Origin of the sequence: Corynebacterium epidermidicanis (assembly GCF_001021025.1) — a bacterium.
GTDB lineage: Bacteria > Actinomycetota > Actinomycetes > Mycobacteriales > Mycobacteriaceae > Corynebacterium > Corynebacterium epidermidicanis.
In genome coordinates this window covers 674,629-690,148 of sequence record NZ_CP011541.1, presented here as the reverse complement: position 1 = coordinate 690,148, position 15,520 = coordinate 674,629, and the positions used below count along the sequence as shown (strand labels likewise).

Sequence of the window (15,520 nt, the reverse complement as noted above, 5' to 3'; positions counted from 1 at the left end):
GTCCGGGAACGGGCTTGCGAGCGAAGTTTCACGCTTTGATACCTTACCTGCTCCCTTTGTGTTCGCTAACAGCGTAGGGCGCTCGGGAAGTTTTGCCGTGGTGCTGCGGTAGTTTGGAGACATGAACAACAACAACAACTTCTTCTTCGGCGGCAACTTCGGCTTCGGCAGCAACCCCGGTGGCGGTGACAATAATGGCCCCGGCGGTTTTGGCGAGATCTTTAACCAGCTCAGCGCTATGTTCGGTGGCGGCGCCCAGCAAAATAGCGGGCCCGTCAACTATGAATTAGCCGAGCGTATCGCCCGCCAGCAGATCGGGTCTGACACCAAAGTGACGGACTCCGATCAAACAGCGGTGCAGGAAGCAACTCGCTTAGCAGACATGTGGCTTGACGACGCCACCGTGTTACCCACCGCCAGTGGCAAGGTAGAAGCTTGGAGCGCAGAACAGTGGCTTAGCGCAACCCTGCCGACATGGAAGCGCTTCGTTACCCCGGTTGCTGAGCGCATGAATGAAGCGCAGCTAGAGCAGCTCCCAGAGGAAGCCCGCGAGATGGTTGGCCCGATGCTTCAGATCATGAATTCCATGTCTGGGATGAATTTCGGCATGCAGCTCGGACATGCCCTAGGAGACCTCGCCAAGCAAACTCTTACCGGTTCGGATTTTGGCCTCCCCATCGCTCCCTCGGGTATCACGGCTGTCCTACCACAGCATTTGCGCGCCATGTCTAAGGATTTAAGCGTGGCCGAGCAAGAAGCGCTGGTATATGTCTGTGCACGAGAAGTAGCTCGTCAGCGCCTATTCAAGCATGTTCCATGGCTGGTGGAGCGCCTGGTTTCTTCCGTGGAGGAATACGCGGCCGGGCTGGTGATCGATACTTCCCATATCGAGGAGGCCACCCGCGAGCTCGGCCTCGAGTCGGGCGACCCGGCCCAGATTCAGGAAGCGATGCAACGACTTCAAGGCATGGACCTATCCCCTCGCATCACCTCGCGCAACGCCGGTGCCGTCGCTCGCTTGGAGACGCTACTCGCCCTTGTCGAAGGCTGGGTGGAATTGGTGGTAACCCAAGCAATGGGAGAGCGCATCCCGTCGACCGCCCAAATGAATGAAGCATGGCGACGTCGCCGGGCAACGGGCGGTTCCGCAGAAAAGGCATTTGCCAAGGTCGTGGGCATTGAATTCGCGGCGCCGAAGGTTGCCGAGGCGCAGGAACTATGGCGTCGAGTGGAAAACGCCGTCGGGGTAGAGCGTCGAGATGCCGTGTGGGATCACCCAGATTTCCTCCCTTCTGCGGAGGATTTGGGCAATTCCGCTGGATTCATCGACACCTTGCTTGATGATGCCGATTCCGCCGACTTCGACCCGATCGCGGAGATTAACGCGCTGGAGGAGGAACTCAAGAAGAACCCACCACAGCGCCGGGAAGACGACGGCAAAGATCCTGGTGACCAGGACGGCACTGAGTACTAGGCTTCGTCGAAACTCCCGCCCACAAAGCGGGAGTAGGCTTCCAAATATCCTTTTGCCCGCTCGGCCTGCGGCACCCGGTCAGCCCACTGCCAAAATTCAGCGGAGTGCCCGGAGTGGATGAACGTGTGGGTGAGTTCATGCACGATAACGGCATCAAGCACATAATCAGGAACTTGCTGCAACAGATGAGAAATCCGGATGTCGTTGGTTAACGGCGAACAGGACCCCCAGCGCCGCCGCTGATTGGTAACCCACCGGATACTTCCAATGGTGGCTCGAGAATCCAACACTCTCTTATTGAGCTGCTCGGCGCGCGCAGCTAATTGCTCATCACTTTTCGCACTGACACTCAGCTTCGCCTCCATCTTGGCGACCAGCTCGGCAACAATCCTCTCCTCCTCTTTCTTGCTGAGCCGGGCGGGGATGAGGACACGGATTTTTCCGTCGACAAGCTGTGCATTTACGGTCTTCTTGCGTCGAGCGGACCTTACAACCTCTACCTCATGCGTCACGACGGGCTATTCTATGCCACATGGGGGGATTACTTCGTCTTTCACGGGCGGCTCGCATTGTGGTGCGCCCGGGACCTGCGCTGCAATTCGGTATCGACGGACGCACGTGCGGCGTCATCGCCCAGCTGCCACCGCCAACGATCGGCGCCCTGGCCAGTGCGTTTTCTTCACTGCGCACCGCACGCCCGCGTGCCGACATCACCCGGGTGCTCAACAAAGCAGGGCTTGTCGACGACGCCGCGAACCTCCTCATCGAGGAGCTCATAGATTACCGAATCCTGGTGCACCAGCCCGCCGTCGCACCTGAGGTGGCCATTGTTGGCCGCAATGCCCTGGCAGCTGCTACCGAAGATCTGTTGCTGAAGTCGGGCTGCGCGGTGCGTCGACCATTGCGGGGCGAAACCGATAAGAGTTTCCTCCGGCATACCGACCCGCGGATTCCGCTGGTGGTATCGGATCGCTATGCCGCTGGCCGTATGATTGCGCCCCTTGTACATCGGCGTGGTTTTGCAGACTATGTGCCTATCTCCGTCGTCGATGGCACCGCGGTGGTGGGGCCGGTTGTCGTTCAAGGGTTCGGCGCATGTCCGATGTGTGTTGACCTGTACCGGGTGCGCCATGACCCGGATTTCAGCCAGGTGGCCGCCCAGCTGCCGGCTTCCTCCGCTGTGGATCCGTTGTCGGTAGCGTTATGTAGCGTCCAAGCCACCGCGGTAGTGCTGTCACTATTGGGTCTGGCGGAGCCTGCGCCACAGACTTCCGGGCTGGAGGTTATTCCGGGATGGCTGTGGCGGCAAGACCCGTTTGGGGTCGCGGAGCACTCCGTGCTGCCTTCTCATCCGCGCTGCCCGTTATGCTTCAGCGCGCAGAACCTCCAGCAGCGAAGCTCCATATCTTTCGATCTTGACTGGGCCCACGCCGGAGATGTCGAGTAGCTCCTCCTCGTTTGTCGGTTGTGCCTCGGCGACCGCCAACAAAGTGGCATCAGAAAAGACGACGAATGCGGGGACTTTCCATTCCTTAGCGACACTTGCTCGCCACTGGCGCAAGGCGGACCACAGGGAATCGTCAACATCCGACGGGCAGCTTTCACAGCGGCCAAGCACTTTCGCTTGCGGAGTGGAAAGCGTCGCACCACACACCGAGCACCGTTTGGGGCGGACTTTCCGCGCTGGTACATCTGGTGTGTCCGCCACTGCCCCATCCAGGAAACGGGTACGTTTGCGAGACTTCCTGCCCCCTTCCTGCCTGGCCAACGCCCAGGAGCAGTGCAGGTGCTCGCGCGCACGGGTGATACCGACGTAAAACAAGCGACGTTCCTCTTCGATCTGCGCGTCCCCGGCCTTGATGGCATAAGAAATCGGCAGGGTGTTTTCCACCAAACCGACCAAAAACACCGCATCCCATTCGAGACCCTTGGCCGCGTGCAGGGAAGCTAAGGTTACCCCTTGCATGTTGGGCGGGTTCTTAGCATCGGCACGGTTCTTGAGCTCGTGCAGGGCGCCGATCAGGTCAAGGTCCGGGGTCGCATTCCCGAGCTCCTCGATGAGTTCGACGAGCGCGTTCAGCGACTGCCACCGTTCCCGGGCCTGAGCGCCTTCCGGCTCTGTGGGAGTAAGCCCAAGCGGTGCCAGCGCAGCCCGCACCAAGCGGTGAAGTTGCGGGCCAACTGCTTGTTCAGGGAGGTCATCGCGTTGCGCGGTGCGCACGAGTTGGCTGATGGCCTGGGTGATCTCGGGCCGTTGGAAGAATCCTTCGCCGCCTCGCACTTGGTAGACGATCCCGGCGTCGGCAAGTTCCTGTTCGAACACCGCCGACTGGGCGTTGATGCGATAGAGCACGGCGATCTCTGCGGGCGCGACGCCGTCGTCGATAAGCTTGGCGATTTTCCGAGCTACCTCGCGTGCTTCGGTCACTTCGTCGTCGTAGCAGCTAAAGGTGGGTTCCGGGCCTTTGGGTCGCATGCCGATCAACTCAAGACGGGTACCGGCCACGCGTCCTTTCGCCTCGCCGATGATGTGGTTGGCGAGCGTGGTGATCTGCGGAGTCGAGCGGTAGTCGCGTTGCAGCCGGGCGACGGTAGCGTGCGGATAGGTTCGCGAAAAGTTCAACAAATAATCTGGGGTGGCACCCGTGAAGGAATAAATGGTCTGGTTGGCGTCCCCAACGACCGTGAGGTCATCGCGATCACCCAACCAAGCATTAAGGACCCGCTGCTGCAGCGGAGTGACGTCCTGGTATTCATCGACGACGAAGCTGCGGTACTGTTCGCGAAATTCCTCCGCGACCGCTGGCGAATTCTCAAGCGCCCCGGCGGTGTGCAGCAGCAAATCGTCGAAATCCAGCAGCAACCCGGCATCAGTAATTTTCGACTGCTCGTAGCGCCGATACACCTCGGCCACTTTCGCCGCATCCGCAGGGGGCGTCCGGCGCGCCTTATCGACGGCCTCCGCGTACTGCTCAGCAGAGACGAGCGAGGCCTTCGCCCATTCGATCTCGCTAAGCAAGTCACGTACGGTGTCCTTGTTGGTATCTAGCCCAACGCTTCGCGCCGCGGCTCCCACTAGCGGAAACTTGTTTTGGTGCAGTTTCCACTTCAAATCTCCTGCGACCTGGGGCCAAAAGTACCTGAGTTGGCGCATCGCAGCAGCGTGAAACGTCCGGGCTTGCACTCCCCCGATCCCCATCAGCTGCAGACGATGTCGCATTTCGCTAGCAGCCCGATTGGTGAAAGTCACAGCGAGGACGCGGTTTTGGCTGACCATTCCTTGGTCAATCAGGTGCGCAATCCGGTAAGTGATCGTTCGGGTCTTACCGGTCCCAGCACCGGCCAAAATACACACCGGTCCGCGGGGTGCGGTGGCTGCGATTCGTTGGTCATCGTCAAGTTCATCGAGGTTAATCACAAGTATGGCTCCAGTCATCGATGAGTTTTCGGGCTATCGATCCCGGCGCGGCCAGCGGCAGTGTTGCCAACTGTTCTCGGCTGGCCCAGCGAATTTCAATGAGCTCCCCGTCGGGTGTTTGTCGAGGATGCACATCGGTGGTGAAAGCGTGAAACGCCATCATCAACGATCCGGACATCGGCCACGGCTGCGAACCCTGGTATGTCATTTGGTGGACGCTGCGACCGGTTTCTTCCAACACCTCCCGGGCAAAGCACTGCTCGAGGGTTTCGCCGGGGCACACGTATCCCGCGACCAGGGAAAAGAACTGTGGCCTCTGGGCATTTCGACCGAGCAAAATGCGATCGTGGCCTTCCAGCTCCACTATCCCGATGACGCAGGGGTCGATGCGTGGGAAAACTGCAACACCATGAGGATCTCGTGCTTGGTCAGCCTGGTGGGTGAGTAGCTTACCGCTGTGGGGGTGAAAGCGGTGAGATTCCCGAAACCGAAGCAGGTGGGCGGCCCGGGCAACACGTGGGTCATCGCTCAACGCACGGATAGATTTAAGTTGCGCGCCAAACCGCGTGGCTAGCTGCTGTGCTGTTGTAACGTCACGACGCACTGCGCCTTCAAGCCCGTCGGGGCATTCCTGCTTCGCGACGTCGATAGCCGCCCCATCAAACCACAGCGGGGCGCCCTTGTCGGTCACCAGCGTGCGGTTATCCGGAGTAATAACTAGTACTTGCACGGGTTAGCCGAATACCCGTCGGACATACAGCAACCGGTCTCCGGGCTCGACGATTTCTGCCTCTGGGGCATCGATGCGGTAGAGCTCTCCAGACCGCACCACTCCGAGGACAATGTCGGCGAGGTGGCGGGGGTTGGCTCCGACTTCGTCTTCTCCAACGATGCGCTCCGCAATGGAGAAGCCTTCGTCCGGGGACAGCAGATCTTCCATCATTTCCACCACCGATGGGGTGACGGTGGCAAGCCCAAGCAGTCGCCCTGCGGTCTCCGAGGAGATCACCACTGAGTCGGCCCCGGATTGGCGCAGCAAGTGCATATTTTCCGACTCGCGCACACTCGCCACGATCATCGCGCTCGGCGCAATTTCGCGCACGGAAAGCGTCACCAGAACGGCAGTGTCATCGAGGTTGGGGGCGACGACCACGGCACGGGCGCGAGTCACACCTGCGAGCTTGAGGACATCGGACTTGGTGGCGGTGCCGTGGACTGTCGCCAACCCTTGGTTGGAGGCCATCTCCAGGGCGCGTGGGTCCGAGTCTACGACGACGATTTGGCTGGCCGGGGTGCCGTCGGCAAGCAGCGCCGCGACGGCGGAGCGTCCCTTGGTGCCATATCCGATGACAACAGTGTGGTTACGCAAGGACTTCCTCCATCGTTGGATTTGAAGGGTTCGGCGGGATTCTTCGGTGAGAACGGACAAAGTGGTGCCGACCAGAAGGATCAGGAAGGCGATTCGCAGCGGTGTGATGATAATGATATTAATTAGCCGGGCTTGCTGCGTGACCGGGGTGATATCGCCGTAACCGGTTGTCGACATCGACACCGCGGCGTAGTAGACGGCGTCGATAAAGGTCAGATGCTCGGTGTATCCGTCCTTATCGACGTACGCCAGCACGGACACGATGGCCAGCAGGATCATCGCGTACAAGAAACGACGGAGAATCAGCTGCCATGGCGATGCAAATGCCTTACCTGGCACGTTGATGATATTGAGCAGGGCATGTGCCGGCAAGTCATTGAGTTCGGTATCGCCACGGAGGCGGTCTCCGATCCGATTTCGCATTCGCTGTTCATTCTCCTCAAGGTCGCGACCACTGATTGTGTGGCCTAGGCCTCGTCGCTTCCGACTAGTTTTGCCAAGTTAGCTGCGGTTGGTAGTTTACCCGGCGCATAAGTCTCTCCCTCGGCAACGTAGTAGAAGGCAGCCTTAATGCTCTCGGGGTCAACTTCGATGCCATGTTGTTTGCTCACAAGCTGCGCCCAGGCATATCGATAAACCGCGAGCTGGATGGCAGCGGCCGCAAGTTCCGACCCCCGTGGTTTGCGGCCGGTCTTCCAGTCAACCACGAGCCAGCCGTTGGCGGGATCTTCGCCTTCGTGGAAAATGGCATCGATCCGACCGCGAACAATCGTATTGCCAATAGCCACTTCGAATGGCGCTTCGACCTGAGCGGGCTGTCGCTCCGCCCATTCCGAGGCCAGGAACTTCTCCTGCAGCTCAGCGAGTTGATCCGCGTTGTCCATGACTTCAGTTGTGTCTTGAGCGTCGAGCATCAGTTCTTCGTCGTCGAGCAAGGTAGCAGACCCAAAGCGACGTTCCAGCCATTCGTGGAATGCTGTGCCACGTTTGGCATATGCGTTCGGTTTGAATGGAACCGGCCGTAAGGTGCGTTGGGCAAAGAAGACGGGATCTCGTTCGAGGGCGACGAGGTCGGTAGCGGTGAGTTCTTGGCCAAGAGGTACTTCAATTTTTGTCGATGAGAGTCGGCGATGTTCCTCGATGAGGGCAGTGACATCGCGGTGCCATTGTTGCCCCTGCTCGCCAAGTTGGGTGAGCTCTGGTTCTTCGTCGGTGTGCAGCACGTTTGCTAACATGTGGCGTACCCTTTCGGCCGCGGCCTCCACGTGGGGACGACGCTTTCCTAACGGGTCGGTCGGGAACACTGCGCTAAGTGTTTCTGTCTGTGCAGGGTTTTCCTCTTCTGCGGAGGCGCCGTCTTCCCAGTGCACGACATTTTCGGGCTGAGTACTTCGCAACAGGTCGAAATAGACGTAGGGTTTTCGAACTTTGGAGCCGCCGGTGTTCGCAGAACCGGTGACCAGCACATTGTGCTCGCTCCGAGTAATTGCCACGTAGAACAATCGAGCGGCTTCTTGGCGAAAGGTGTCGCGGAACTCCTCGATATGCGCCTTCACTGCCTTTTCTAGATCGCTGCGGACCTCTGCTTCGGCGGCTTCAAATTCTGGAATACCACTTAGCTCCTCTCCTTCGGCAACGTCTCCCCGCAGCGTGGAGGGTACTTTGGTGACGTCGGTGACCCAGGTGCTTAATTTCTGGCCCTGGAGGTTGGAATGTTCGTCCAGATAGGTACTGTTATCCGCTCGTACAACGGCGACATGCTGCCATTCCAAACCTTTGGATTTATGTACGGTAAGGATCTGCACGCGGTTGCTCCGTACTTTCACTTCTCCTGGCTCCAGCCCGTCTTCATGTTCCAAAGCAAGGGCAAAGTAGTCCAACAAGCTGCGCAAACTTGCCCCTGGGATAGCTTCGAACGACGCTACCTCCGCGGCGAAGCTATCCAGGTGGATTGTGCCGGAGGCACCATCGGCATGCGGGTCTTGCCGGGAAAGTACTTCGGTGCGGATGCCGAAGACCTCCTCGATATCAGCGAACAGATCGGTAAGGTTTCGCCCGAGACTGTAGGTGCGCAGGTGCCTCAACATCGCTGCGAGTTCGCGCAAACGGTAGTAGCCAACCTCAGTGTAGAAATCCGGTTCCCCAAGGTCAGCTACGGCATCGACCAGCCCGATGGAAGTGTCTTCATCGGTAGCGACATTCTCCGCGATAATGACTTCCAGTTTTTCCAGCGGATTGGGAGAGTCTTCGTCAGCAGGCTGAGTGGGCTTTCGGCGTGCTCTACCTGCCAGGTTAGCTGCTCGTTGCTGGAGACCAAGCAGGTCACTAGCTCCCAGCTGCACCAAGGGTCCGGTGAGGACCCTTAAGGCTGCTGCGTTATCGGTGGGGTCAATGAGCATGGTAGCAATGGCGACGAGGTCAGCTACTTCCGGGATGAGGAGCAGGCCGGAGAGTCCAACCACCTCGTACGGCACACCTCGCTCGGCTAATGCGGAGGCATAGCCCTCAATATGAGACTTCTTGCGCACCAAAATGGCAGCAGTGAATGGTTCCCCCGGTTCGAGGCTATGATAGGTCTGCGTGAAATAGTCAGCCACCCAGTTTTGTTCTTGCTCCGGGGTCTGAAACCAGCCGAGTTGTACGGCACCGTTGTCTTTGCCCGGTAGGGCGGTGAGAGCTTCTACCGTTCTTTTTCCTTGGTTGTAGCGGTCAAACACGGCTCCAGATACGGCATTGGCACCGGAAAGTACCTGGCTGGGGTTTCGGAAAGAGACCGTCAGCTGCTTCTTTTCGGCAGGTGTGCGCTCTCCGTCGGGTCCGCTAGCTGTGGCGAAATCAGTGGTGAAGCGTTCGAGATTCGCGGCCGTTGCACCGCGCCAACCATAGATGGATTGCATCGGGTCCCCGACCGCGGTCACTGTTAGGTCGGGGTCCTTGCTACCGAACAGAGAGCGCAACAGGACCCGTTGTGAGTGGGAGGTGTCTTGGTATTCGTCCAGCATGACAACGCGGAACTTTCGGCGCTCTTTCTCCCCTACTTCCGGAAAGCTCTCAGCGAGGCGTGCCGCCAGCGTCATTTGTTCCCCGAACGTGATCACTTGACGCTTGCTGAGTTCCGCCTTGAGCGCTGTCACCAACGGCAGATATTCCAGCCGTAGTTGCTGGGTGTCGATCCAACCGGAGATCGTTGTGTTGAAATTCTCGGAGCTCCTGCCCCGATCAATTTCTTCGAAACGCTGCACAAACGACGTGCTTTCTCCCAGCACGTCATCGTGGCTAACCATATGGTTATCCAGTTCGGCAGATAGCGCAAGCAGGTTTTTCACCACTGTTGCTACAGATTGCGTGGCGCTAAGTTTGTGTGGGTACTCCGCCACGACCTGCCGAGCAATATGAAACAACTCAGTATCAGTAATCAGCCTGGCCGTGGGTTCCACCGGAAGCAGCAGCCCATACTCCTGCACAAGGCGACCGGCATAAGAGTCATACGTGGACACCGTGGGGTTTATCGACTCTAATTGTTTTTCCAGCTCACCGCTGGGATCCTGCCGGCGCGCTACCGGGGTAGCAGCAAACGTCGATAGGCGGGCTCGGATCCGCTGCGCTAGCTGCTGAGCGGCCTTACGAGTAAAAGTCAGCCCTAGTACTTGGTCGGGGGCGGCATATCCATTGGCCACAAGCCACACAACGCGATTGGCCATGGTTTCGGTTTTCCCCGCCCCTGCCCCAGCAACCACCAACAACGGACCAGGTGCCGCGCCGATAACCTCAGCTTGTTGGGAGGTAGGAGCGTGTTTTTGTCCCAAGATTGCCGAGAGCTTTGTGGGACTAATGATCTCATTGAACATCGGTTAGCGGCCGTCCTTCCTGATGGGCAGGGCACATGGTCAGCAGCGGGCAGGAATCACAGCTTTCGTTTACGCGCGCTTCTAGAATGGGGCCCGCGAGCGCGTCGAGTAGCGGAGGTAGTTTCGCGGCAAATTCTTCAAGCTGCTCCGCTGTTTTGGGTGCCTGTTGGCGGATCGTGAGCTTGGTGGTTTTTACCCCGGGATACACCAGGTGGGCACTGCCCACGGCTAGAGTTTCTTCGTTCGGGTGCGCTGTATTCACGTGACCTTCGTGCAAGGTGCCGTGATGAAGTGCGAGTTGGTAGGCCAGCAGCTGCGGATGATCCTGAGTCTCCTTGACGGTAGCAGCTGAGGAACCTGTCTTTAGATCGACGATCACATACTCGCCGTCGGCGTTCTTCTCCAAGCGATCCATTCGGCCGGCAATGACGATGGGGGTGCCATCTGCCCGCGCACCCACCTGCACTCGCACTGGAACTTCTACCCCGACGGCATCATGAGCTTCAACGTAGTTAAGGGTGCGAGCGATCAATTCGTCCCACTCAGCGAGGTAAGACTCCTGACGCCACTTAGGCACGTCCGACACCGCCGCAAACGCCTCCCCGACCAGCTTCTCGATGGTAGCGCGAGGCACTTTATGCGCCCGAGCTTCCGCAGCCGCATGCACCAACGTCCCCTTCACGAGGTGAATCTGAGTCTCATCTTTTTCCGCCACCCCAGCCAGCACGGCACGCAGCGGGCAGGCGAGCCCAGCTTCAATTTTCGACGGCGAGACCCTTCCTGACGCCTCGGCGGAAACCACGGGCGACATGGTTGATGGCGACTGCAATCCCCACCACTGATCGGGGTGGGCCCCATAGATCCCGGCGTCGCTAAGTCGGCCGAGTTCAAAGGCAGCTAGTTCTTTCTGCTTTGATACCGCATTAGGGTTTTCCACCACGCGTCGCAATTCGGCAATGATGCTCGGTGCGGACAGAAGGCGTGGGTATTCCTCCTGTTGCGGAGCATATCCAAGTGATTCCGCGGACAAGGCGGAATCCTGTGCCATTTCATCCTGCCCCACGATCCTGATCTGGCAGTGCTGCTCCTGGGCGAAGTCTTTCAGAAAACGCGACGGCTCATCAACCTCATCCGATTCGGCATCAAAAACCGCGCTGACGTGCAAATACTGACTCGCCCGACTAACGGCCAGATTAAAAAGTCGGCGTTCTTCCGCCACCCGCTCACCCGTGCGCGCGATAATGATGTTTGGGTCGATGCCGTGATCAATGAGGTCAACCAGCTCCTCTTGCCCGAACAGGCTGCCGGTAATGCCAAGGGAAGGCCACTGTCCTTCTTGTACCCCAGCGACGGCGACTACCTTCCACTCTTGACCAGCGGTGGCGTGGGCGGTGAGAATGCTGACAGCATCACGAGTAACCCCGCGCCGATCGCGGGCCCCCGACGGCAATTCTTGCTGAATGATGTGGTCGACAAAACGGGCAATGTTTGCGGTGGGTTGGCGTTCGACGAAGTCGCCGGCGGCGTCGAAAAGCGTCATCATGGCATCCAAGTCAAGGTCTGCGCTGGACCCCAGCGCCCCTCCGCGCAAAGAGGCGTTCATCAGCCGATCCGAAAGCCCGGTGGCATGCCAAATATCCCACAAAATCAGTTCCACGGAATTACCGGCCCGGTAGGAGTCAATTCCTGCCCTGAGTACAGTGCGAATCCTGGTGAGGATGTCACGCTCACGTTCAGTCAGAAACTCCAGGTCTGACTCTGTCGGCGCTTGCTCGGCGCACGCAAGTTCCCGGAAGGCCTCCATCGCGCGTCGAGAGCCACCCCGCTGAAGTTCGGCTCGTCGCAGCCCACGCAGCAGTCGTCGCAAGGTGACGGTGTCAGCTCCACCGACGGGACCGAGGATCAGGTCCTCAAACTCGTAGCTGGCCAGCGGTTCAGTAATAGCCCGACAAGCCAACAAGATATTCGCCACCAGACGCTGTTGCGAGAGCACCACATCCGTAGGCTGGATGCGCACCGGGACCCCTGCGCTCAACATCGAGCGACGCACATGTGCCACGGCAGCGCTAGATCTCACGATGACGGCCATGTCCTTCCACGGAATCCCCTCCAGGAGATTCTTGCGACGCAAAACATCTGCTACCTGCAGCATCTCGACGGCCGGCGTATCACAACAGACGACATCAATCTGGGGGTTGGCCCGTAGCCGTTCCCGTAGCTCCAAAGTGGTTGTCGCCGCGAAATTGAGCAGCGAAGCTGGAGTGGCGCCACGGAAATGAAAGACAGACTGGTGCGGGTTTCCTGCGACCACGGCACACTCCGCGCTGTCTGCAAACAACTCGACTAGCCGTGCAGCCTGCGGATCCAGGTGCTGTGCATCGTCGACCACAATGGTATTAATACGGCGTTGCTGGCTAACGAGAAAATCGGTATCCGTGCCCAATATTTTGAGTGCGGATGTGACCAATTCCGAGGCGTTGTATAGCTGTGCCCCCGAAAGGGCTTGGAGTTCTTGGTATTCCGCAAGGAATTCCCCCGCAGCCACCCACATTGGTCGACCATGCTCAGTGCCAAGCTTGATGAGGTCCGTCGAACCGAGTCCGCGCTCCTGTGCGCGCAAAATGAAGTCGCGGAGCTGGCGGGCAAACCCTACCATTGGCAAGGCGGCTTTAACATTATCCGGCCAGATCGGGGCACCAATTTCACTGTGGATGTGCAGCAGCTCGCGCACCACCAAGTCATGTTCGGCGCCAGTAATAAGCCTCGGAGCGCTATCCTGCAATTCAGCTAGCCGAACGAGTGCGAAGGCAAAAGAATGCACTGAGCGCACCATGGGTCCATCCGAGACGTATCCCAAGCTGGGCAGCGCTGCGGTGATCTCCCGGCGTAATAGGGATCCGGATTCTTTGGACGCGGCAAGCACAACGATGGAAGCAGGATCTACCCCCGCTCGCAAACGTGCGAGAACTGCATCCACTACCAGAGAGGACACCCCCGTCCCAGCGCTGCCAATGATGCGAAACTTACCTGGTTTGCGCGAAGGGTCGGCTAGCTGGTCCAAGAACTCAGCAGCCACACCGCTCCAGTTGCGCGGCCGCCACCGGGAATCGGTGGAAACCAAAGAAACTTGGAGTTTTTCTTTCGGAGCGAACCGAGCATGCGGCGCAAAACCGGTATCGCGTTGGGGATCCAAGTCAGTCATGTCAACCATTGTGACATCTCCTGGCGACACCTAGGCCTATCGCCTCCATTTTCGAACAAATAATCCAATGCTAACCGCGGATGATCAAATCGGAAACAGACTGTAAGCGAGAGCTCATTTCCGGGTTTGCTTCCTTAAGCAAGCAGTGAACAAATGTTCGATAAAGCAGGGCGCGGAGCAGCAATCCCATCAAGTCTGGGATGTGTCCAAATCGATTGATGATTCCACCATCTACGGCGTCGGCAAGCAACCCGTCCACCATCGTTAACGCGGCCGTATAACCATGCGGATGAGCGACTGGCGCCAATTCCGTAACTACCGGATCTTGCGAGCCAACATAGATCGTCGTCGCCAACATGTCCGCATGACTTAATTGATCCGGCGCCGAAATCGGGGGAACCAAAGGCAACAAGCGCGCAGCCAGTTTCAACGCGCTTTCCACCGCGGGCGACGCCACCTGGGTTCCGTCTAGTCCCAGAGAAAGGATCTGCTCCGGGTCATTCGACCAGGCTGCGCGGTCGGCCACGGCGAAAACCTGATGTTCCTCCCAGGCTTTTGAAATTGCCGACTGTACAAAAGAAGGGATCTTCTCCCCCGCCAAAGCATCTGCCAGACGGAGGGCTGCCACTACGGTTTCGTCGACACGCCCAGCTTGCAGCTGGCCGGGCTCGAAGATGCTCGCGCGCCAGCCTGAAACCACGTAGCGACCGTCTGTTGCGCGGACCGGGCGCGCCAAACGGACATGGGAAGGTTTAAGCTGCTCCCGCAACTTGGCAGCAAAGCTAGCGACGTCCGGCTGCTGAGCAGGCATCAAAACAGTATTGCCCACGCGCCAGCCGTTGTCCCAGGCCCGCCCGAGATTTACCACTTCACCTGTCGGGACATGGAAAGCGGCCCGAACATGATCAGGAAGGGTATCCATTTGCCTCCCCCCTGCTACAGTCGGCCATACGGGTAAGGCCAGGGGTTAAAAGAGCACGTCTTGTTATCGTCTTGATACACCTCGTTCGGGTCGATCCGAAACAGCTCCGAGTTATTCAGGCTGAGTGTTTGCTGCATCATGATCGGCGCCAGCGCACCGCCCTCGCCACACGCTTGATGCGCGGCAAATCCCAGGCCATGGCCAACCTCATGGTTAATCAGATATTGGCGATACAGCCCGAGGTCCCCCTGCGCGGTAGTGGCGCCCCGGACCCACCTGGACTCGTTAAGAATGACGCGGTTACCCACCGGGGTGAAACAGCTTGTCTCCATAGCCAGGTCATGGCCACAGTGTTCGTGGGTGGTATCCAGCGAGGTGAGTTGAATGCGGTATTCCGGGTTCTGATCGGGCGCGACATGCTGAAAAGCGAACTTTGGGTCCACTGTCCAGCCCTTGGGGTTGTTTAACGTCGCATCTACCATCGCAGCCACGGCATCATCGCCACCGTAAAGCGCGGTATTGACGCCATTTTCAATCTCAATGACGTAGTTAAACACCTTTTCTTGTCCTTGCCCAACCTTGGGCCCTGGGGAACCAACCACCCGGAAGGTCCCATCGCCTTTGGCGGTGAAAGCTCCACCAGGTGGCAATTCGCCCGTCGGCAACCGCAGCTGCTCTTGAGCAGCAGGTTGCGGACCAGCGGAGCGAGCACCCTGCTCTGCTGTTTGGCCCGCAGTAGAGTTTGCCTGCCCTGCAGGATCGGAATTATGGGTAACTGGGCCGCCGAAGAAAACATCGACCAGGATCCAGACAGTTATCACTGCTAGGACTGGGATGGCGTATGCGCGCCAGCCGTATTCCCGTGCGAAGCGCACCAGCATTGGATCAGATGATTTCTTCATGCTTGCCTTAAAACCGCAGATAAAACGATAGCGAGTCTGCTAACCAATGAAGCCAACAGTACGTGCGTTGGCTGCGCCGATTTCTACGTAAGCGATCCGGCTGTTGCGCACTAGGTACTGGCGGCCACGGTCGTCGGAAAGCTCCAGCACGCCGGATTCGGCCTCGAGTGCGGCAGCAACCTTTGCCCGCACCTCATCCTGGGAGGCGTCGGTGGCGATGGTCAACTCTCGGGGGCTGTCAGTAAAGCCAATCTTGATGTCCATCAAAAACTTCCTTTGCGCTCATATTCGGGACAGGAACTTGCAAAGCCCTGATTTGACCATAACAATTTACGCGCAGGACGAGCCCGCGGCGTGTCATCTAGCATAGCGCTGCCCCACCCCG

Annotated in this window: 11 protein-coding genes; 2 read left to right on the top strand and 9 right to left on the bottom strand. The window is 58.6% G+C overall.

The genetic code is table 11. The features are described 5' to 3' along the window. The first annotated feature begins 121 nt into the window (after positions 1-121). Positions 122-1,474 carry a zinc-dependent metalloprotease gene (locus CEPID_RS03270; protein WP_047239745.1) on the top strand — a complete coding sequence of 451 codons (1,353 nt, stop codon included), beginning with the start codon at positions 122-124 and terminating at the stop codon, positions 1,472-1,474. On the opposite strand, the gene CEPID_RS03265 is transcribed toward CEPID_RS03270, so the two are convergent. Next, the gene (locus CEPID_RS03265) at positions 1,471-1,986 is read right to left on the bottom strand and encodes a M48 metallopeptidase family protein (RefSeq protein WP_047239744.1); all 516 of its coding nucleotides are present in this window, start codon (positions 1,984-1,986) and stop codon (positions 1,471-1,473) included. The two genes, CEPID_RS03270 and CEPID_RS03265, sit on opposite strands and share 4 nt — an antisense overlap. 20 nt (positions 1,987-2,006) lie before the next feature. Here CEPID_RS03265 and CEPID_RS13090 point away from each other — a divergent pair, with 20 nt between their 5' ends. Next, on the top strand, positions 2,007-2,921 hold the full coding sequence (locus CEPID_RS13090) for a hypothetical protein (RefSeq protein ID WP_144413432.1): 915 nt from the start codon (positions 2,007-2,009) through the stop codon (positions 2,919-2,921). Here CEPID_RS13090 and CEPID_RS03255 read toward each other — a convergent pair. The 8 genes from CEPID_RS03255 to CEPID_RS03220 all read right to left on the bottom strand — a co-directional run bounded on the left by CEPID_RS03255 (position 2,838) and on the right by CEPID_RS03220 (position 15,399). Continuing rightward, positions 2,838-4,892, bottom strand: coding sequence for an ATP-dependent DNA helicase UvrD2 (locus CEPID_RS03255; RefSeq protein ID WP_047239742.1), 2,055 nt, complete (start codon positions 4,890-4,892; stop codon positions 2,838-2,840). The genes CEPID_RS13090 and CEPID_RS03255 overlap by 84 nt on opposite strands. Beyond that, positions 4,885-5,622 (bottom strand): NAD(+) diphosphatase, encoded by a 738-nt coding sequence (locus CEPID_RS03250; protein ID WP_052843342.1) that lies wholly within the window; start codon positions 5,620-5,622, stop codon positions 4,885-4,887. The genes CEPID_RS03255 and CEPID_RS03250 overlap by 8 nt, the downstream gene beginning before the upstream one ends. Positions 5,623-5,625: 3 nt before the next feature. After that, on the bottom strand, positions 5,626-6,684 hold the full coding sequence (locus tag CEPID_RS03245; RefSeq protein WP_047239741.1) for a potassium channel family protein: 1,059 nt from the start codon (positions 6,682-6,684) through the stop codon (positions 5,626-5,628). Positions 6,685-6,728: 44 nt separating this feature from the next. Then, entirely contained in the window at positions 6,729-10,097 is a 3,369-nt protein-coding gene (locus CEPID_RS03240) for a UvrD-helicase domain-containing protein (RefSeq protein WP_047241313.1), read from the bottom strand. A 1-nt stretch (position 10,098) separates the two neighbouring features. Further along, positions 10,099-13,311 carry an ATP-dependent DNA helicase gene (locus CEPID_RS03235; protein ID WP_047241312.1) on the bottom strand — a complete coding sequence of 1,071 codons (3,213 nt, stop codon included), beginning with the start codon at positions 13,309-13,311 and terminating at the stop codon, positions 10,099-10,101. Positions 13,312-13,381: 70 nt separating this feature from the next. Then, the gene (locus tag CEPID_RS03230; protein WP_047239740.1) at positions 13,382-14,233 is read right to left on the bottom strand and encodes a TIGR02569 family protein; all 852 of its coding nucleotides are present in this window, start codon (positions 14,231-14,233) and stop codon (positions 13,382-13,384) included. 14 nt (positions 14,234-14,247) lie between these two features. Further along, on the bottom strand, positions 14,248-15,135 hold the full coding sequence (locus CEPID_RS03225; RefSeq protein ID WP_047239739.1) for a DUF3152 domain-containing protein: 888 nt from the start codon (positions 15,133-15,135) through the stop codon (positions 14,248-14,250). 39 nt (positions 15,136-15,174) lie between these two features. Then, positions 15,175-15,399 carry a DUF3107 domain-containing protein gene (locus CEPID_RS03220; RefSeq protein WP_047239738.1) on the bottom strand — a complete coding sequence of 75 codons (225 nt, stop codon included), beginning with the start codon at positions 15,397-15,399 and terminating at the stop codon, positions 15,175-15,177. Between the last annotated feature and the right edge of the window lie 121 nt (positions 15,400-15,520).

Excerpts from the sequence above, each read along its gene's own strand:
- CEPID_RS03270 (WP_047239745.1), top strand. The coding sequence starts at position 122 with ATGAACAACAACAACAACTTCTTCTTCGGCGGCAACTTCGGCTTCGGC.
- CEPID_RS13090 (WP_144413432.1), top strand. The coding sequence starts at position 2,007 with ATGGGGGGATTACTTCGTCTTTCACGGGCGGCTCGCATTGTGGTGCGC.
- CEPID_RS03245 (WP_047239741.1), bottom strand. The coding sequence starts at position 6,684 with ATGCGAAATCGGATCGGAGACCGCCTCCGTGGCGATACCGAACTCAAT.
- CEPID_RS03235 (WP_047241312.1), bottom strand. The coding sequence starts at position 13,311 with ATGACTGACTTGGATCCCCAACGCGATACCGGTTTTGCGCCGCATGCT.
- CEPID_RS03230 (WP_047239740.1), bottom strand. The coding sequence starts at position 14,233 with ATGGATACCCTTCCTGATCATGTTCGGGCCGCTTTCCATGTCCCGACA.
- CEPID_RS03225 (WP_047239739.1), bottom strand. The coding sequence starts at position 15,135 with ATGAAGAAATCATCTGATCCAATGCTGGTGCGCTTCGCACGGGAATAC.
- CEPID_RS03220 (WP_047239738.1), bottom strand. The coding sequence starts at position 15,399 with ATGGACATCAAGATTGGCTTTACTGACAGCCCCCGAGAGTTGACCATC.